The organism is Candidatus Tisiphia endosymbiont of Sialis lutaria (genome assembly GCF_964026535.1).
GTDB lineage: Bacteria > Pseudomonadota > Alphaproteobacteria > Rickettsiales > Rickettsiaceae > Tisiphia.
The window spans coordinates 599,339-616,874 of record NZ_OZ032153.1; the positions used below are offsets into that span (position 1 = coordinate 599,339).

The 17,536-nt window shown below is 33.0% G+C and carries 21 protein-coding genes; 3 read left to right on the forward strand and 18 right to left on the reverse strand.

Annotated features, from left to right (window positions below):
- Position 1 precedes the first annotated feature (1 nt).
- A complete protein-coding gene (locus AAGD20_RS02880) occupies positions 2-940 on the reverse strand; it encodes a Mu transposase domain-containing protein (RefSeq protein WP_341749315.1) in 939 nt (312 codons plus the stop codon).
- Positions 928-1,680, reverse strand: coding sequence for an IS5 family transposase (locus tag AAGD20_RS02885; protein WP_341749433.1), 753 nt, complete (start codon positions 1,678-1,680; stop codon positions 928-930). The genes AAGD20_RS02880 and AAGD20_RS02885 overlap by 13 nt, the downstream gene beginning before the upstream one ends.
- 93 nt (positions 1,681-1,773) lie before the next feature.
- Between AAGD20_RS02885 and AAGD20_RS02890 the strand changes: the two genes are divergently transcribed.
- Positions 1,774-2,127, forward strand: a complete 354-nt coding sequence (locus AAGD20_RS02890; RefSeq protein WP_341749316.1) for a tyrosine-type recombinase/integrase — start codon at positions 1,774-1,776, stop codon at positions 2,125-2,127.
- On the opposite strand, the gene AAGD20_RS02895 is transcribed toward AAGD20_RS02890, so the two are convergent.
- The 9 genes from AAGD20_RS02895 to AAGD20_RS02935 form a co-directional block, all read right to left on the reverse strand.
- A complete protein-coding gene (locus AAGD20_RS02895; protein WP_341749317.1) occupies positions 2,091-3,095 on the reverse strand; it encodes a hypothetical protein in 1,005 nt (334 codons plus the stop codon). The genes AAGD20_RS02890 and AAGD20_RS02895 overlap by 37 nt on opposite strands.
- A 108-nt stretch (positions 3,096-3,203) precedes the next feature.
- Entirely contained in the window at positions 3,204-3,773 is a 570-nt protein-coding gene (locus AAGD20_RS02900) for a hypothetical protein (RefSeq protein WP_341749318.1), read from the reverse strand.
- A gap of 248 nt (positions 3,774-4,021) precedes the next feature.
- A complete protein-coding gene (locus tag AAGD20_RS02905) occupies positions 4,022-5,713 on the reverse strand; it encodes an IS1634 family transposase (protein WP_341748631.1) in 1,692 nt (563 codons plus the stop codon).
- A gap of 159 nt (positions 5,714-5,872) precedes the next feature.
- Positions 5,873-6,262, reverse strand: coding sequence for a hypothetical protein (locus AAGD20_RS02910; protein WP_341749319.1), 390 nt, complete (start codon positions 6,260-6,262; stop codon positions 5,873-5,875).
- Positions 6,263-6,301: 39 nt separating this feature from the next.
- Positions 6,302-6,658 (reverse strand): hypothetical protein, encoded by a 357-nt coding sequence (locus tag AAGD20_RS02915; RefSeq protein WP_341749320.1) that lies wholly within the window; start codon positions 6,656-6,658, stop codon positions 6,302-6,304.
- The gene (locus AAGD20_RS02920) at positions 6,621-7,604 is read right to left on the reverse strand and encodes a phage capsid protein (RefSeq protein ID WP_341749321.1); all 984 of its coding nucleotides are present in this window, start codon (positions 7,602-7,604) and stop codon (positions 6,621-6,623) included. The genes AAGD20_RS02915 and AAGD20_RS02920 overlap by 38 nt, the downstream gene beginning before the upstream one ends.
- Positions 7,605-7,832: 228 nt before the next feature.
- On the reverse strand, positions 7,833-8,624 hold the full coding sequence (locus AAGD20_RS02925) for a hypothetical protein (RefSeq protein WP_341749322.1): 792 nt from the start codon (positions 8,622-8,624) through the stop codon (positions 7,833-7,835).
- Between the two features lie 4 nt (positions 8,625-8,628).
- Positions 8,629-9,564, reverse strand: coding sequence for an Rpn family recombination-promoting nuclease/putative transposase (locus tag AAGD20_RS02930; protein WP_341749323.1), 936 nt, complete (start codon positions 9,562-9,564; stop codon positions 8,629-8,631).
- Positions 9,565-9,587: 23 nt separating this feature from the next.
- Positions 9,588-9,881, reverse strand: a complete 294-nt coding sequence (locus tag AAGD20_RS02935) for a hypothetical protein (RefSeq protein ID WP_341748509.1) — start codon at positions 9,879-9,881, stop codon at positions 9,588-9,590.
- 203 nt (positions 9,882-10,084) lie between these two features.
- Between AAGD20_RS02935 and AAGD20_RS02940 the strand changes: the two genes are divergently transcribed.
- Together AAGD20_RS02940 and AAGD20_RS02945 are read left to right on the forward strand one after the other, a co-directional pair.
- Positions 10,085-10,588 (forward strand): helix-turn-helix domain-containing protein, encoded by a 504-nt coding sequence (locus AAGD20_RS02940; protein ID WP_341748510.1) that lies wholly within the window; start codon positions 10,085-10,087, stop codon positions 10,586-10,588.
- Positions 10,582-11,142: an IS630 family transposase gene (locus tag AAGD20_RS02945; RefSeq protein ID WP_341749126.1), complete on the forward strand. Its 561-nt coding sequence runs from the start codon at positions 10,582-10,584 to the stop codon at positions 11,140-11,142. Before AAGD20_RS02940 ends, AAGD20_RS02945 begins: the two co-directional genes overlap by 7 nt.
- A gap of 131 nt (positions 11,143-11,273) precedes the next feature.
- On the opposite strand, the gene AAGD20_RS02950 is transcribed toward AAGD20_RS02945, so the two are convergent.
- The 7 genes from AAGD20_RS02950 to AAGD20_RS02980 all read right to left on the reverse strand — a co-directional run bounded on the left by AAGD20_RS02950 (position 11,274) and on the right by AAGD20_RS02980 (position 17,437).
- Entirely contained in the window at positions 11,274-11,684 is a 411-nt protein-coding gene (locus AAGD20_RS02950) for a PIN domain-containing protein (protein ID WP_094649476.1), read from the reverse strand.
- A 19-nt stretch (positions 11,685-11,703) separates the two neighbouring features.
- Positions 11,704-11,943: a hypothetical protein gene (locus AAGD20_RS02955; RefSeq protein WP_341749324.1), complete on the reverse strand. Its 240-nt coding sequence runs from the start codon at positions 11,941-11,943 to the stop codon at positions 11,704-11,706.
- A gap of 90 nt (positions 11,944-12,033) precedes the next feature.
- Positions 12,034-12,795 (reverse strand): 3'(2'),5'-bisphosphate nucleotidase CysQ, encoded by a 762-nt coding sequence (locus AAGD20_RS02960; protein WP_341749325.1) that lies wholly within the window; start codon positions 12,793-12,795, stop codon positions 12,034-12,036.
- Positions 12,792-13,652: a DUF2608 domain-containing protein gene (locus AAGD20_RS02965; RefSeq protein ID WP_341749326.1), complete on the reverse strand. Its 861-nt coding sequence runs from the start codon at positions 13,650-13,652 to the stop codon at positions 12,792-12,794. The genes AAGD20_RS02960 and AAGD20_RS02965 overlap by 4 nt, the downstream gene beginning before the upstream one ends.
- The gene (locus AAGD20_RS02970) at positions 13,636-14,559 is read right to left on the reverse strand and encodes a DUF2608 domain-containing protein (RefSeq protein WP_094649472.1); all 924 of its coding nucleotides are present in this window, start codon (positions 14,557-14,559) and stop codon (positions 13,636-13,638) included. Before AAGD20_RS02970 ends, AAGD20_RS02965 begins: the two co-directional genes overlap by 17 nt.
- Positions 14,560-14,714: 155 nt before the next feature.
- Positions 14,715-15,254, reverse strand: coding sequence for a GNAT family N-acetyltransferase (locus AAGD20_RS02975; RefSeq protein WP_341749327.1), 540 nt, complete (start codon positions 15,252-15,254; stop codon positions 14,715-14,717).
- A gap of 230 nt (positions 15,255-15,484) precedes the next feature.
- Positions 15,485-17,437: a primosomal protein N' gene (locus tag AAGD20_RS02980; protein ID WP_094649470.1), complete on the reverse strand. Its 1,953-nt coding sequence runs from the start codon at positions 17,435-17,437 to the stop codon at positions 15,485-15,487.
- Positions 17,438-17,536 lie beyond the last annotated feature (99 nt).

Sequence of the window (17,536 nt, forward strand, 5' to 3'; positions counted from 1 at the left end):
ATCATTTTATGCCATAGTTGAACAATTCTTGGCAAAAGTTCTTGGAGGTAAAGCAGAGCCAATAGGAAAGAGCTTGAATGATATAAATTTTATACTTAATGGCAAAAAAAATAAAAATAGTGATGAAACTAAACTGATTATTAATCAGGGGTTCTACGTCAGAACCCCCATTACGTAAAGCACCAGGTTTACGTTCTAGAGCTGTTATATAGTGCCATGGATTATAAATTTTCTGATAGCGTTTAAAACAACGAACATGTTCTGCAATAATTTTGCTTTCATGTAAAATCACTATCTGCCAAGCATAGGATTTAATCGAGACACTAAGTCCTACATATTCACACGGAACACTATACATATTGCTGTCGTACCCTATTAAACTCAAAGGTGAGACAATCGTTGGATGTAATCGATAACCAGTAAACTGCCCTCTATATCTTATTAAATATTCCTTCTCTTCCTCATATATTTCTAGAATCGTCTTTTCTGTAAACTCAGGATGTCTTTTAGTCTTAGCCCATTCTATAGACATCTCCCTAAGTTGAGTGTTAATAGCTTCATAACTATCTCCTTTCAATATGGGAGTAAAAAAGTTACGTCTACTGTCTCCCACTTGTTTCTCAACCTGTCCTTTCTCCCATCCCGATGCTGGAGTACAGGCAAGTGGCTCAAATAAATGATGAGAGGCCATTTGAGCAAACTTCTCATTAAAAATGCGATCTTTACCTTTAAGTATTTTTTTGACAGCTGTCTTCATATTGTCATAAATACCATTCTTGCAACAACCAGCAAAAAACTTGAAAGCTTGCTCATGGGCATCCATAACCATTTCAAGCTGTTCATTAGGATACACTACTACCAACGAATAACGACTATAGCATAGCTTGATTCTCGCAGCTTTAACTCTAGGTTCTGTTGACAAAATTTTTAACGTAACCATATTAAAGCTCCAACGAAATTTAGAAAGGCTAAAAAGGTGGCTGGGGCTTTATCAAACCTAGAAAATATACGCCTAAAATGTTTGATTTTACCAAAGAAACATTCAATTAAATGGCGTTCTTTATAAATATGTTTATCATATTCACGTTGTACTTTACGATTAGATTTTGGTGGGATAACAACCTCACACCCCTTATTTTCTAGGCTTTCTACAAACGCACTACTATCATATCCTTTATCACCTATCACCGTCGTATTCTGAACATCTTTAGTAAGATTTTCAGCCTGAGTGATATCATTTCTTTGCCCGGCAGTTAGTATAAACTTCAGTGGGTTACCCAATGCATCAACGAGGGCATGAATTTTAGTACTAAAACCACCTTTGCTTCTACCTAAAGCTGCTTCCTCTTGATTACCTTTAATATATCCAGATGAGCAAGCATGTGCTCTTACAATAGTTGCATCAATCATCATTGATTCCATATCTACATCTACTTTAACATGATCCATTAAAGCTTCCCATATACCCTTGTCAACCCATCTCTTAAATCTGCGATAAACACTGTACCAACAACCATAATAATCAGGCAGAAGACGCCATTGACAAGCTGTTCTAGCAATAAACCATATTGCTTCAATAAACTGTCTTATTTTTTCCTCATTCTTGTTGTGTATAGCTTTTTTTTTCTTAAAAAATGATAAAATTGCTTCCCATGCTTGGTCTTCTATGTAATACTTCATATCGGTAGTTTCTTGGTTTCGATAACTAGAAACTACCATTTCTTCTTACTATTGCAACTTCTTTATTCTACTCTGATAACTTAACATAAAATTTTGTCAACAGAACCTAGCGATCAGAGTAAAAGTGGTCACATAGCCTACCGTTATGAGACTTGGAAAAAAATCTGTAAATTGGCTGGTATTGAAGATTTAAGGTTTCATGATTTGAGAAGAACGCACGGTAGTTGGATGCGTAAAGTTGGAGCAGATAGAGAGATAATAGGTGAGGCTTTAGGTCATAAGGATAAAAGGTCAACAGAAGTATATGATATTATAGCGAAGGAGCAAGTTAGGGAGTTTCAGAACAAAGCTGTGGTTCCGTTAGACAAAATTTTAAAAAACTTAGATTTTTTTATAGCAAGTGAGGTAACTTATGCCATCCTAAAATCACTAAAATCACCCTTATAGCTTGCCCAAATTGAATGAATATTTTTATTGACTCCAAAGCACCATAACCGGTTTTCAAAAGTAACCACTGAAGTACAATATAATTTCTCCTGCTGTGCTTGGTAGATGTAATTAGTATATGATGTACTTGCTGCTTGCTTGTAAAGCTCTTTTAGTGTATCGTTAATTTTATCTACTTCTGCCCCATAGATTACCTCATTAAAAGGTTTTTGTATGATATTATGTCCGGTTTGCCCTACAATAAAATAATTAACTTGGCATTTTAGTGGTTCGATAATAAACATCTTCTCTTTACCAGGGAAATTGCTGGCTAGCTCATAGCTGCTACTAGAAGCTATCTCGGCTCTTTCACCATATTCTACCTGTCTCTTTCTTGCCTGCTCTTCAATATGTTGGTAAAATTGCTCAATAACTTGCGGGTCAATGGAGAATTTAAAGATTGGTCTCTTATCACCAAAGGAGATATAAGCAATTCCTTGAAATACTACATAAGAAAAATCCTTAGGACGAAAATGAAAATTTTGCCCCTCATCCTGTATAACTTTACTAGTTAACAACAATTCCCCACCAACAAAGAATAAGCAACGAGTCTCTAGCTGATGCGATTCAAAAACCAGCAAGTAAGATAATTTCCTTGAGAACATCACTGCTGCCATTTTCTTTGGCACATTATCGCTGAACAAATGAACAAATTGTGTACCATGTCTACGCATAATACCACCTGACGGCAGTAGCATGAAGTTAATCAACTTTTTAACGCCATTCTGATATAATGCCAGCTCAGTTCTGCCCTCAATGGTTGGCGTTAACTCACCACCTGAAAAGTTATTTTTTTGCGAATACACAAATTGTTCTTGCTGCATAATCTCTCCCACTTTTTTAAAAATTGTTAATATAATTTTTAAAAGAGCGAATAAATAATAAGCTGACAAAAATTTAAGGCATCTTTCATTTTTGCTAGCAAACATTATAGTTCTCTTTAATCATTAGTTGTTATCTTAATGCAAGATATTCTACTTGTAGTTGCTTATCAATTAATTATTTTCTATTTTATGTAATATTTTTATTCAAGCTATTTATACTTCGCCGGAATTAATCAGATTATAATCAACCGCGTAAATCCTTCTTGTTTCTTCTAGTTTGATTAAATATTGTTTCTTTAGTCCATCAGCAAACAAACTATCTGAATACATAGCAAATGATACTTGTGAGGCTAACGATAAAGCCGCTAATAACTTAAAGCTAGCAGGCACTTGTTGCCAAATAGTCGTATCGTTATTTAGTAAATTATCAACAATATTTCTGCTGTAGTAAAACAGCGAGGTAAGTTTACCGCCCTTAAAGTAAATCTTACCTGCCTCTGTATAAAATTGTAGATTAGATGGCACTATTACTGCACATTTAATACAATCATTAATTTCCGGCACTTCGGTAAAATTGTGTCTATTAGCTTTGTTAGCTTCAATATTATCAACTCTCCGTAAGGCAAACGACCATTTAACCATTAATATAGTATCTTCAATAGCAGGGTTAACAAATTCCTCGCATAATTCCTCGGCTTTTGATACTCTACCACCACCAATGCTGCTAATACTAACATTTGATCCAAGTAACACTACTGCCTTCTTGATAATTTCATATTTCACGGTAGTTACACCAGGAATTATATTGAATAAATTTTGTAGTTATGCATCGTCCTCATTCTCACTCTCAACAATACCACCGCCAAATTCATCATCGGCTGCCGCTCCCGACTTCAGTGTTGTTGTGCCAAAAAGTGGCTGACAGCTCAGGAAATGATAAAATTTCCAGGCACAACAAATTATTTGTTCGAATATAAAAATTTCAAAATAATCCTATAATAATTATTACCTTTACTACTTGATTATTTCTTTTACTCTCCTGATGATATTAAATAAGGAATAGTGCTAATCGGTAAATTCATTGCCTTATAAATAATCTTTGCCTCATCTGATACCGGGGATGGAATGCCAAATACTCTTTTATCTTTAATGTGTACTACACTGGTAATTTCCACCCCAATTAGTGCTTTACGTAATCGTTCCGGTGATAGTTTAATTGACTGTAAATTTACCCGATATTCTAAATGCCTGATACATACTAACGCCATAAAACATAAAGCAATATGTGCCTTGATTCTACTAGGACTCCAATGATAAATTGGTCTAATCTTAATATCGTGTTTACTAACTCTAAATGTTTCTTCAATTTGCCACAATCCTTTATAACGAGACAATATATACGCTATATCAACATTTTCTAGGTTACTAATAACTCCATGCAAACCGTCCCATTTGCTATCTTCCTCTATCTTTTGCTCGTTTACTGCAAACTTATCATTATTATTAATTATTAAATATTTTTTATAACCACTAGCAGAAATTAACGACTTAACTCCTTTACTTCTGTTCATTTTTTTCATTAATTTCTTCAATGCTTGCTCTCTATCTTGAGCATCTTTATAAGCCCTTTTGCTACTATAGCTCATAATCAGTTTGCGACCCTTTTCAGCTAGTTCAATTATTTTTCCCTTATATTCTTCTGCATCAACGGTTAATGGCTGATAATCATCACTATTTAAGATTTTAGCTGTAATATCCTTAGTCATATTCTTAATTTTGGCACCTACTATATATTGATAGCCAGCTTGTTCTAATAGAGCTAAATTTTCATTATTCAACATACCGCTGTCTGCTACAAACACTACTTTATCAATAGCAAACCTGCCTTTCAAGCTATCTAAAGCTTTCAATAAAGTATGACCTTCATAGGTCGCTCCAGGAAATATCTCATAACCGATTGGAATACCATTATTAGTAACAAAAATGCTCAGCATTACCTGTACTTCATTGAATTTATGATCTTTACTAAACCCCTTACTCTTCAACTCATCTTCAGTAAATGATTCAAAATAAAGAGTAGTTGCATCATAAAATAGTACATCGATTTTTTCTTTAAACAACTTTTGACTGCTAAGTAAAGCACACTGCTCGATTTTCTCAACCACCTTATCATCTATTTTATCCATAGTTTTGTATACCGAATCAAGCTTTAAATCTACTCCATAATTATTGACCAATAAATTGACTGTTTCACGCTTACTAGTTGGGTTAGCAATACGAGCTAAAACAACATTGCGTATTATGTTTATGCTCGACACTTCCCTGGCAGGATTGGGTAAGATTTTATTAAAACCAAGTTGGTCATAAATTTTTCCATACACCTCATGAATGCCAATGATAGTGCTTCCTTGACTACGTAAATTGCTGATATCATCAATAGGTTGTGGTTGTATTTGTTCTTTCTCGCACCGCTGTCTAGATGACATCGCCATCGATACTATATCCTTGTCTGGGATAAGATTAGGTTGAGTGCTACTAGTGATTTCAACCTTAATGAATTCAGCAAGCTCTATTAATTTAGTTATTTCTTCTTGGTCTGATGCACTGCCAATATGTCGAACAACCCGTTGTTTTACTTTATTAGTTATGGGATCGCGTATCCCTTCTACTAGTTGAACAGCGTTAACATTACGGGTAGCAGATTTTTTGACTCTAACGAACATATCAGTAGCATATTTAAAACTAATTGTTGGTTAGTATATCTACTAAAATATTGTATGTCAATAATAAAAATATATGGAGGCACAACAAACGCCCTCTAATTAACAAAACCTTTTTTCTCCTGCTTTTTCTATACACTTATCTTTAACTATTTTCCGAAGTCAGGAAATAGTCGTATCGTTATTTAGTAAATTATCAACAATATTTCTGCTGTAGTAAAACAGCGAGGTAAGTTTACCGCCCTTAAAGTAAATCTTACCTGCCTCCGTATAAAATTGTAGATTAGACGGTACTATTACTGCACATTTAATACAATCGTCAATATCTGGTATTTCGGTGAAGTTATGTCTATTAGCTTTGTTAGCTTCAATATTATCAACTCTCCGTAAAGCAAATGACCATTTAACCATTAATATAGTATCTTCAATAGCAGGGTTAACAAATTCCTCGCATAATTCCTCGGCTTTTGATACTCTACCACCACCAATGCTGCTAATACTAACATTTGATCCAAGTAACACTACTGCCTTCTTGATAATTTCATATTTCACGGTAGTTACACCAGGAATTATATTGAATAAATTTTGTAGTTATGCATCGTCCTCATTCTCACTCTCAACAATACCACCGCCAAATTCATCATCGGCTGCCGCTCTTCTCATGACCAAACCTTGTACCCTAGTAGCTAAATTGTTGTTGGCAATCACTGTTAAATCATTATCTTCAATATCCTCTGTATCATCACTATTCCGACATTGATTGCCAAACATCTGCCATGGCATTGTTATGCTATGCACACCTCTTTTGTAATTCATCTCCTCTATTGCTTTCCATAATTCACCACGATGGCTGTTACGATCGTAATTCTCTAAACATTTAATTACTACTACTGCTTGTTCATTATCACGGCTAGCTAAAGGCTTCACTGTAATATAACACCTTGGCATAATGATATTGTACTAGCTCTTCAATGCCCTTCTTGTTAGAACCACTGACCGTGTTAAATCTTATAGCTCCTTCATTAAAGGCATAGCAATCCCTAACAGCATATCTAGATTGATTCCCCTCCCCAGTATTATCATATATACCACCCAGCATCTCGCTAGTAATAAAGGTAAATCCTAAGAAACTATTAACTTCACCACTTACTAAAGCTCTAACGTTATTATAGTCATAATTAGTAATTTGCGGGTCACGTAACAAGTCTGAGATTTGGTTACTTGAACACAGCAAGTATAATTTATCATACATACCAAAAGAGCGTTTTTTTAAGATATGATGAGCTTTTATTAATTTATCAACAGTTAGCCCGGCTCTTTTCGAGTCAATGACCCCTTTATTAGCAGCAACCGCAACTTGAGCATTTAAGGTAAAATTAGTATCAGTAACCTTAATTCCTACTGGTACCACATTATTAGCTACGTCGAAGTTAATTACATTGCTACCTGTCCTTCCTGCTCGAACTGGACTAGCAAAAGCACTAATAATTACTCTATCTTGTTGTCTACCCATAGCCCAACCTGCCATTTTAGGAAAATGTGAAGTGGGATCGGTTAGTAGGTTCAACTTATCATTTCTATCCATAGTAGCGTTCCAATGATAGGCAGAAGCAGTCAAAAACCGTCTTGAAATAGTTGGTATCTTAAATTCTATTTGTTCTAATCTACCAGGGTCTCCAGCATCAGTATAATGTCCATGTAAATGATCTTCAGGATCAATTGCCCGTCGATTCCTACTCTCGACCTCATGGGTAGTCATTGACTCAAAACTAATTACCTCTGTATCCTGCGTACCATTAGTAACGCATTTTCGTAGTTTAGAGCCTTCTTGCTGAGTAATTAAGCTGATATTTTTGGCAAATTGTTCTTTAAGACCGTCTGTTATTTGTTCCATATTTCCTCCTCAAATAATCTATCAATATTTAAAGTGCGATATCATACATACTCGAATAAAAAAACTTAAGGTGTTCGTTGTCTGCTACGCAGCTAACGACCTTTCGGGTATATATGCTATTAGTGGCTCTTTTATGATTAGGTTATTGCGAAGTTGCAGCCTTAAAATGAGTTGTCACCTACTTCATGACTTTAATGATTGGTTGGTTACATTAATTTATGTTATTTTTCATTGTTCTTTATCATAAGCGATTTTATATAATTGTTGCATACGTTTAACAGCTTGCTCATGTCCCGTATGGTCTTTAGTCTTTAATTTTACCACAAACTCGGGGTCAGAATCAAGTTTATCTATCTCTGACAATGCCGCCTCTCGGTTGTTAATGCCAGGTAGCTCTTTACCAGTTACTAACGAGTCAGATTTTAAAGTTTCACCGACTCGTACTAATAAATCTACTAAAGCTGGTGCGTAATGCGAATCTTCAATTAATCCAGCCAATTCCTTAGTACCAAACTTAGATAAGGCTGCCTGCATCACTGTCATTTTATTATCAAAGGCATTACCATAAGTATTTTTCAGCCAATCAATGTGAGAGTGACGTGTTTGCTCAATAGCATTTTGTTGCTGTTTCTGCAAATCCTGCGAAAAACCATACAGTGAATTAAGCAGTTTCTCACCTTGTCTTTTAGATAATCCGCTTTGGTAAAACATATCCTCATAACGGGTTAAATACTCTTCATCTTCCTTGGAGCGTTTATCAGTATATTTCTTATCTTCAGGCAATCCAAGCCGACAATAGAATTTATGCCATTCTTCATCAGAGCTGTCATCTTTTGGCACAGCGACTCGCTGATTTAAGCTCTTCTCTGCTTCCAAATAGCTCTGAGCTAAAGATGAGATATCCTTGAATTTACTAAGTGACTCAGACTTACACATTTCCTCAGGCATGTTAGCTAACCAGTCATTACCAGAGGAAGTGGGGCTAGTTTCATAGTTATTGGCAATTAGTTCTTTACTCATCTGCTTATTCTTCTTTCAATGTTTCCATTTCTTCTTTTAACTTCTCTATTTCTTCAAGGGTTAGCCCGGTTAATTTACTTATAGCTTCTATAGGATAGCCTTCTTTCAGCATTTCTTTTGCTATAGCTATAGCGTTTTCTTTAATACCTTCAGCTTTTCCTCTAGCTTCCCCTCTAGCTTCAGCATCTTCAATTTTTTGCTGCTCTACCGCTAAATTATCAAGACGAGCTTTAGTTATTTCCTCATAAGTATTAAGTTCTGCTTCTGACCAGCTAGCTTGGTCTACAGCCTCAAAGGCTCTCCTAATAATTTCATCCTTACCTATTAAATGCTCTATATCTGTTAAGGTTAATGTACTATCCCCTGCATGCTTAAAAAAGTACATCCACTTCTCTTCAATAGTTTCCAGCTCATTAATAGTTTTATTAAATTTCTCGAGTTCTAAAAAAACAAAATGAAAATCTTTTAAATCATTGGCATAGCTCTCTGTATCTAAAAGACAATGTTTTGATTTCCAATGTTTTTTATCGTCAAACATCACAAAATCTGCTATTGCTAAAAATATTACTCCTTTTAATTTAGCGTATACTGCCAACTTTTTATGGTTTTCATCTTCTTTGAGTATTTGCTTAGAATATGCTTTAGCAGCATAATATTGAGCTCTTTTCTCAAATCCTTTATGTTCACTTACCTGCATCTCTACTATGAATTGATTACCATGTTGATCTTTGCATAACACATCAACTATAGACTTTCTGTAAATAGCAATATCAGGGTCTTGGATAGTTGGTAAAAATACCACATTAGTTATTTTGTCACTACCTTCAAATTTTAGGACATCATTTAAAAAATGAACAAGTATATCTTTATTCTTTTCAGTACCAAAAATTTGGCGAAAACAAAAATCATTTTTAGGATCAAGAAATTTTGATAAAAACATATAATATAACCTCTTAATTATTACTAAATGTTGCCTTTATTTATCTGGTTCATTTTAGCACCATCAATATTATTAACTCCATCATCTTCTGAAGCTTGTGAGCATATATATAGGAACAATGCTCGATGTCCTTCAAGAAAGGCAGTGTACTCACTTTCCTGCCGAACGAAATTGCTACGATATATGCCGCTCATTTGAGCTAAATCCTCTAATATTATTTTACCATCTTCTCCACTAAAAAGCTTGCAATAAATTGATTTTAATTGCTCTTTTTTTAATAAAGGTGATGGGGATGAGGAGTTAATTGATAGTTTCATTTGATCATTGCCCTTGTATCTGTTGCTGTTGTAACTGTTGCATTTGCATCATCTTACGTTGTTGCCTGATTTGTAATACTTCTTGCTCGTTCTTGAGGATTGAGTTTGGGGAGCCTCGTAGCTCAAAAAATAGTTTAATACCAATTGAAATAGTTAAGGAGGTATATTATAATATGGGAATATAAACTTGAGCAGGTAGTAAAATGGCAAGAACATTAATATTACCAAAAGGTTTTCATGAGCATGATTTCATATGCCTAATGAAAAACGAGTCGCACGGAAGAAATCGCATACGCTTATTAGCAATGCATCACCTGCAATCAGGCAAGTCATTGAAAACTGTATCGATAATAGTTGGATCGCACTGGAAAACAGTACAATCTTGGCTTAGAAGATTTAGAAACTCTAGCTTTGATGGATTATTTGAATCGCATAGGAGTGGTGCGTTTAGAAAATTCAATAGCTTACAAGAATCTTTTTTGTCTGATAAAATAAATATGTTGAGTGAAAGTAAGACAGGTGGTTATATAACAGGAAAGGAATTACATAATATGTTATTTGAAACATATGGTATTAAATGTAGTTTAAAAACAGTTTATAACACTATACATCGACTTGGTTTTAGCTGGATTACTTCTCGTTCAGTACACCCAAAATCTAATCAAGCAACTCAAAATACATATAAAAAAACTTCGCCAATATGCTAAAAGTATTATTACCAAAAGATATTGATTGGAGTAAGGTTGACATTTGGTCACAGGATGAAACTCGAATTGGGCAGCAAGGTAGTTTAAGTCGCATATGGGCTAAACGTGGGAGCAGACCTAGGAAAGTAAGGCAACAACAATTTATCTCAACATACATCTATGGAGCTGCTTGCCATGATACGGGCGAATCTTTTGCGTTAATTTTACCATATACCAATACTGATTCAATGAATAAGTTCTTAGATGAATTTTCTTTGACTATTGATTCTGGTAGGCATGTTGCATTATTAACAGATAATGCCGGGTGGCATGCAGCGAAAAAATTAATTATTCCAAGTAACATTACTTTGGTACCGCTTCCGCCATACGCACCGGAATTAAATGCGATGGAACAAATTTGGCAGTGGATCAAAAATCACTTCCTATCTAATCAATGTTACGGTGTATACGAAGATATCGTTGCTAATGCTTGCTATGCCTGGAATCAACTTAGTAAAAATGTAACTTTAGTAAAATCAATTATGTATAGAGAGTGGATTAATATACCACGTTAATTATTTCAATTGGTATAATAGGCGAGAGACGAGTGACGACGTCCCCAACTTCTCATCAATTGACTATAATACACGTCAATATAACCAAATGTATGTATTACTAAATCCATAATATTCTTCTATTAATTTCTTTAAGTGCCAACAGTCCAATCTAATAATTCTAATTCTTTAATACGTTGAAATTCTGATAAGTTATTAGTAACACAAATAATTTTATGCTCTAATGCGGTGGCAGCTATTAAAACATCATATGCTCCTATAGACTTACCTTGCTGCTTTAGCAATGCTCTAATTGCAGCTGCTATTATTGCAGTACCATCATTAAATGGTAAGATACTAATAAGACTTACTAGGCTTTGCCATTTCTTATACAGCTTATTCATCTGCTGACTTTGTTTTATATTAAAACCATATTCTATCTCCAATAAAGTTACAACAGATATACTTAAGTCACTAGGACTAACCTGTTGCATTTGTTCTATAACATTAACCTGTCCTCTGAGAAAAAAGGATATTGTGCAAGTATCTAGAAGGTATTTCATTATGTTGTCCTATATTTCATTAAAACTTGTGATCTTTTGGTTCTAACATACTTTGCCTTAATTCCTTTGTATCTGGGTATAAATCTCTTGTGTCTTTATCAAAACTAAAAATGCCTTCTGACCATTTTGTTTGTTTATGACTATTAATCCAGTCAGTTAATGCTTCATTTATTATGCTATTTCTACTTCTACCTGATAATTGTCTTTGCTGCTCTAGCTCGTTATATAAATGATCGTTGATATAAATATTAAAATTCATATTAAACCTCCTATTTATTTAGTTATTTACTATATAACATATTATAACATGTTATATCATTAAGAAAAACATAAATATTTTTCTTTGTTATTACAATGAAGTAAGAATAGGGAAATATCGACTATAAGCATAGAAATGAGGGTTCTGGAAATTCTTCTTTTGATAAACTAATTCATTGCCATCTAGATCAACAACATTTCCACCATTAGCTTTAATTAGTGCATGACCTGCTGCGATATCCCATTCCATAGTTGTCCCAAATTTGGGGTAAATATCGGCTTTCCCTTCTGCTATTAAACATAATTTAATAGAGCTTGGTATGCTAACTATTTCGGTAATTAAATGTTTTTCTAAAAATTTCTTAATCTCTGAATTGGAACAGCGTGAGCTAACAACAGCACTATAATGATTTCTAGGTAAGACGTCAAAACTTACTGCCACATCATTTTGTTCAACTCGCAAAATATTATTAACATCTGTATAATGTAATTTCTGTATGGATGGTTGATAGATAAAGCCAATAACAGGCATACCATTTTTTATCAAGGCAATATTTACTGTATATGTATCCTCACCTTTGACATAACTTTTTGTCCCATCAATCGGATCAATCAACCAAAAATGCTCTTTATTTAAAGCAACTGGCTCTCTCTCTTCACAAATTACAGGAATATTTGGTGTTAACTTTGTTAAACCATTATATATAAAATCACTAATTTCTTTATCAGCATTTGTTACAGGTGAATTATCATCTTTATAACAAACTATTAGCCCTAAATCTCTTGTCATTAGAGCAATTCTTCCAGCATCGGTAATTAAACTTTTTAACGATCTAATTAAATTAACTATCATTTGTTATTTTCTATAAATTGCTTAGCCTCATCATCTTCTAACCACTTTCCTGTTTTTAATAATATTTCTTGTTGAACTTTCACTATATTATCCTGTGGAGTACCCTTTAATTCTGTAGCAGCTAAATATTCTATTCCATAATAATCTAGGTCAACTGTCTTTAGAAAATTATCTATATGTTTTAATTCACTTCTTTTATTCTCAAAAATTATAATGTTATCAGGTAAAATATTTGTGATACGCATAAACTCATATAGTGCCTGAGCTTTATTTAAAGCATCAGTAAATATTATGCCTTTATAAAAAATTGGTGATTTTTTATCAGTCTCATCAAATTTTAATATTTCTTTATTATTAACTTTATCAGTAAATTTAATACCAAGTCTACTTAGTTGCTCATACTGCCATTCCTCATAATTTTCAATCCTTCTACATGCTGGGTTAATTTTAGTAAAGCCAAAAACCAAAGCCCCAGAACTCTTTAGCTTATCAATAAATTTCGACCAATTAGCTTCTACCAACATAACTTGTCTTTGTAGTAGCAACTTAGCAATTACTTCATCTATATTGGAACGATACTTTTTTAAAGCAACAAGCTCCTCGATAAACCCCCCATAAGGATTGGCATAACGAAACATATTAGACTTAGGCGTAACTATTGTATCATCAATATTGATTAGCACTAAGCTAGATCCATTAATTTTTTCAAATAAATTTTTTACCGTAACAGAATCTATAGAATAAGTGGGAATGATTATTGCATAACTCGTATATGGTAGCATAACAAGAATTAATAATAATTTTGACTTATGCAGGAGGTCTAACAATTTTAATAAAAGGTTATTTTTTATTGTCATATGGATTTATGTTTTTCTGATTCTTAATTTTAACATTGCTTCTTTTTGTAGCATTTATCTTATTAATCAACTCACTAAATAATTTTACAAAATCACGAGAGTTAAATATTGATTCTTTTGTATCAGATAATCGATAATTATAACCAATAAACATCACATTATCGTCATAATTTTTAAGTTGACTTTCCATCGAAATTAGCTCACTAGAATTTTCATCAACCATTATTAGAACTTTTGGCACGAATTTCACTTCTATTAAAAAGTTTAATATTAACCGAAATAGAGGACTATTATTGCTGCTCAATATACCTTGATAAAATGTCTGATAAGTATTATCGAAAGGCTCCATATTATTAAAAATAAGATAATTATGTTGAGGGAAACTATTAGATAAGTCAATATTGAATTTTTTTAAATAATCAGCCTTCCATATTTCTAGTTTCTTTATATTGTTAAAGTTACCAGTTAAGCTATGGTCACTAACAATTACTGGACTGCCTTTATCCATTATACCTTTTATAAATTTAGGTAAATTACTATCTAATAACTCATTTTTATACTCTGTAAACAATATTGTATCAATATAAACTACCTTTGATGCTTTAACTGATTTAAATAATTCAGATAGTTTAGATAATTCATTTTTATTCAGTTGGTTAATTGGTGGAAAGAATGATTTGAATATAACTTTGTCTCTCCCTATAACCAACAGGATATCCTCAGGAGGATAATTATTGCATAATTCTTGATATTCATTATTTATTTGCTCTAAACTATTAGTCTTAACAATTTTACCATTTGCCATTAAGGGTAATAGTAGTAGTATGGAAGCAATATATTTATTGCATAATTTGATACTTTTCAAAGCAGAAGCGTATAGTTTTAATTTAGTTTCTTTAGTTAACATGGTATTTGCTCTTATTTTTAGTCATTGCAAAAGTAGAGTTTCAAAAGAGGTCTAATATCTTGCCATTATGAATTCAATATCAATATCCACTTTCACTATGTGTTCTCGCTAATAGACATTTAGGAACTAATAATGGTATCAAGAACACGTTCGGATTAGCTATAATTCTTTAGAATCATTAAATAATGTGGTACATCCTTAAAGTAGCCTGTAGATGGAGCAAAACTATCAACTATTTTGAAACCAGCTTTTTTATAGGCACTAATTGCTTTATGGTTTGATTCACTAGGATCAATTATCCAAGTGCTAACTTGTTTTGTTGTATTTATAAATCTTGCTAAGGTCATTGAGCTTAAACCCAATCCTAGAAAATTTTCTTGTCCTATCATAAAATCTATAGTCCAAGTGATTTCCTTAGGTTTAACCCAAGGTAGTAGATGTTCCGGTGTAGAGTCGTTTGCATCTGATGTCATTATTAACGCATAGGGTTGCATATCATAAAAGCCTAGCCAATAATCAAAAATATCTTTCGTACCTTGCAAGTAATTCTGTAGATTTTCCAATAGATCGCTACTATTGTCCCAATAATGTTTAACATGTGGTTTATCAAACCAAGATTTTATTAATTTTCCATCCCGTGATTGAGCTAGGCAAAAACTTATCTTAGCATCATTTAGTTCTACATATTTACTCATATCAAACTATGTATTTATTGTTGGTGTTAATCATTTCTGACTCCATCTGAAGTATCAACGTCATTGCGAAAAGGCTTAAGCCAAGAAGCAATCCATTCCTGACCATTTTTTGGATTGCCGTGCCACCGCAAAGCGGCTCCTCGCAATAACTATTATCGATCATCTTTCTACTCATCACAAGGAAATAAATAAAAATTGTATGATATATGGATATTGCCTGCGATAACTAATTAATGAAAACTCTTAGGATCAATGTCTATTTTTAAGTGACAAAAAGAGGGGATTTTGATTAAACTTAACCATATTTGCAAGAATTTCTGTAGATTAAATTTCCTATCTACTATGATTAAGATACGATAGCGAAATTTTCCTGATAATTTAGACATTAATGCACTAGATGGTCCAAGTATTCGTGCTGAACTTTTTGGAGCAATGGCAACTAAATTCCTGGATATTTCAAACACTTTATGCTCGCTTTTTCCAGATAAAATTATCGATGCCATTTTGGTAAAAGGTGGCATATTTTCTGCTTGTCTTGTTTTAAGCTCATATTGCAAAAATTGATCTCCTCCATTTTTTATATAGCTAAATATAGCATTATCTGGATAATAACTTTGCATTAATACTACACCTTTTTTATCTTCTCTTCCTGCCCTACCTCCAACTTGATGAAGTAACTGATAGTTACGTTCACTTGATCGTAAATCTCCACTATTAACTGTTCCAAGATCGGCATCAATAACACCCACTAAGGTAAGATTGGGAAAATGATAACCTTTAGTAATCATCTGAGTACCAATTAAAATATCAATTTCCAAATTCTCCATTTTATATAGTAATTCTTGTATGTCTTTAGATTTTTGAGCATAATCTTTACTAATTACAGCAATTTTACTATCAGGAAAAATACTCCTAGTTTCTTCTTCAATTCTCTCAATTCCAGGACCACAGATAGTTAAAGAATCTTTTTCTAAACAATCTGGACAAACAATATGAATCCTACTCTGATAACCACAATGGTGACATTCAAGTTTTTTACTAGATTTATGTACCACTAACCAAGCAGAACAATAATTACAAGTAAAACGATAACCACAAAGCTTACACAACATTAAAGGAGCATAACCTCTACGATTTAGAAATAATAATACTTGCTCTTTGCTTGCCAGTTTTTCACGAATTGACTCTATTAACTTTGTAGATAAATAAGAATTTTTTGGTAAATTCTCCTTCTTCATATCTATTATTTGAATTTTTGGTAAAGTTGCATCTTGGTAACGACTTGACAATTCAATTAATTGATATTTATCTGTATTTACATTATAAATTGTTTCAATAGATGGAGTAGCTGAGCATAATACTACTTTTGTTGCAGATAGGCTTCCCCGCAATATTGCTACGTCACGAGCATTATATAATATACCATCATCTTGCTTATAAGAACTATCATGCTCTTCATCAATAATAATTAATCCAAGACTAGGGTACGGTAAGAATAAACTACTTCTAGCACCAATTATGACTTTAATTTCATTGTTCAGCAAACCTCTTAAAATCATCTTTTTCTGAGCTTTAGTAACTGCCGAATTCCATATTATTGGATTAAAGCCAAATCTTTCTATAAAACGATTTATAATTTGTTGACTTAAAGCAATTTCTGGTAACATTATCAATATTTGCTTACCTTGCCTCAAATATTTAGCTAATAAATGAAAATAAACTTCTGTTTTACCTGATCCGGTTACTCCCTTAATAATTGATGGTTTATCTGATTGACTTAATAGAGAAAGTGCCTTTTGTTGATCTATTGAGAGGGGTGGTAAAGTAAAATCTTTATTTAATTCTTGATGTTTTATTTTTATAGGTTGCTCAGCAATATCAATTGGTAAAACCAACTTTGCAATTGAACCAAGCTCTACCATGTAATAATTAGCAGCCCACTTAATTAGCGATAATATCTCTTGATTAAGTTTAAATTCAAGTGGTACTTTCTGTTTAATAGATTTGATTTTGTTATATTTCTCTGAAACTTCAATATCTAACTGCCATACTATACCAGTTAATTCCTTATTTCTAAAAGGGACTATTACTAAATCCCCTATAGCTAATTCTAATTCATTTGGAATTGAATAATCCAATGGAAAAAGATTAGCCAATGGCAATAATATTTTAGCAATTTGCATTAAAATTCATTTTTATACTATTTTATCATATTAAGCTATATAGTCATTGGGACTAGGAACAATACCTATAAGTAATAGACAAGCGACGAGTGGCAACGT

Excerpts from the sequence above, each read along its gene's own strand:
- AAGD20_RS02880 (WP_341749315.1), bottom strand. The coding sequence starts at position 940 with ATGGTTACGTTAAAAATTTTGTCAACAGAACCTAGAGTTAAAGCTGCG.
- AAGD20_RS02885 (WP_341749433.1), bottom strand. The coding sequence starts at position 1,680 with ATGAAGTATTACATAGAAGACCAAGCATGGGAAGCAATTTTATCATTT.
- AAGD20_RS02895 (WP_341749317.1), bottom strand. The coding sequence starts at position 3,095 with ATGTTTGCTAGCAAAAATGAAAGATGCCTTAAATTTTTGTCAGCTTAT.
- AAGD20_RS02905 (WP_341748631.1), bottom strand. The coding sequence starts at position 5,713 with ATGTTCGTTAGAGTCAAAAAATCTGCTACCCGTAATGTTAACGCTGTT.
- AAGD20_RS02915 (WP_341749320.1), bottom strand. The coding sequence starts at position 6,658 with ATGCCAAGGTGTTATATTACAGTGAAGCCTTTAGCTAGCCGTGATAAT.
- AAGD20_RS02920 (WP_341749321.1), bottom strand. The coding sequence starts at position 7,604 with ATGGAACAAATAACAGACGGTCTTAAAGAACAATTTGCCAAAAATATC.
- AAGD20_RS02925 (WP_341749322.1), bottom strand. The coding sequence starts at position 8,624 with ATGAGTAAAGAACTAATTGCCAATAACTATGAAACTAGCCCCACTTCC.
- AAGD20_RS02930 (WP_341749323.1), bottom strand. The coding sequence starts at position 9,564 with ATGTTTTTATCAAAATTTCTTGATCCTAAAAATGATTTTTGTTTTCGC.
- AAGD20_RS02935 (WP_341748509.1), bottom strand. The coding sequence starts at position 9,881 with ATGAAACTATCAATTAACTCCTCATCCCCATCACCTTTATTAAAAAAA.
- AAGD20_RS02940 (WP_341748510.1), top strand. The coding sequence starts at position 10,085 with ATGGCAAGAACATTAATATTACCAAAAGGTTTTCATGAGCATGATTTC.
- AAGD20_RS02945 (WP_341749126.1), top strand. The coding sequence starts at position 10,582 with ATGCTAAAAGTATTATTACCAAAAGATATTGATTGGAGTAAGGTTGAC.
- AAGD20_RS02950 (WP_094649476.1), bottom strand. The coding sequence starts at position 11,684 with ATGAAATACCTTCTAGATACTTGCACAATATCCTTTTTTCTCAGAGGA.
- AAGD20_RS02955 (WP_341749324.1), bottom strand. The coding sequence starts at position 11,943 with ATGAATTTTAATATTTATATCAACGATCATTTATATAACGAGCTAGAG.
- AAGD20_RS02960 (WP_341749325.1), bottom strand. The coding sequence starts at position 12,795 with ATGATAGTTAATTTAATTAGATCGTTAAAAAGTTTAATTACCGATGCT.
- AAGD20_RS02965 (WP_341749326.1), bottom strand. The coding sequence starts at position 13,652 with ATGACAATAAAAAATAACCTTTTATTAAAATTGTTAGACCTCCTGCAT.
- AAGD20_RS02970 (WP_094649472.1), bottom strand. The coding sequence starts at position 14,559 with ATGTTAACTAAAGAAACTAAATTAAAACTATACGCTTCTGCTTTGAAA.
- AAGD20_RS02975 (WP_341749327.1), bottom strand. The coding sequence starts at position 15,254 with ATGAGTAAATATGTAGAACTAAATGATGCTAAGATAAGTTTTTGCCTA.
- AAGD20_RS02980 (WP_094649470.1), bottom strand. The coding sequence starts at position 17,437 with ATGCAAATTGCTAAAATATTATTGCCATTGGCTAATCTTTTTCCATTG.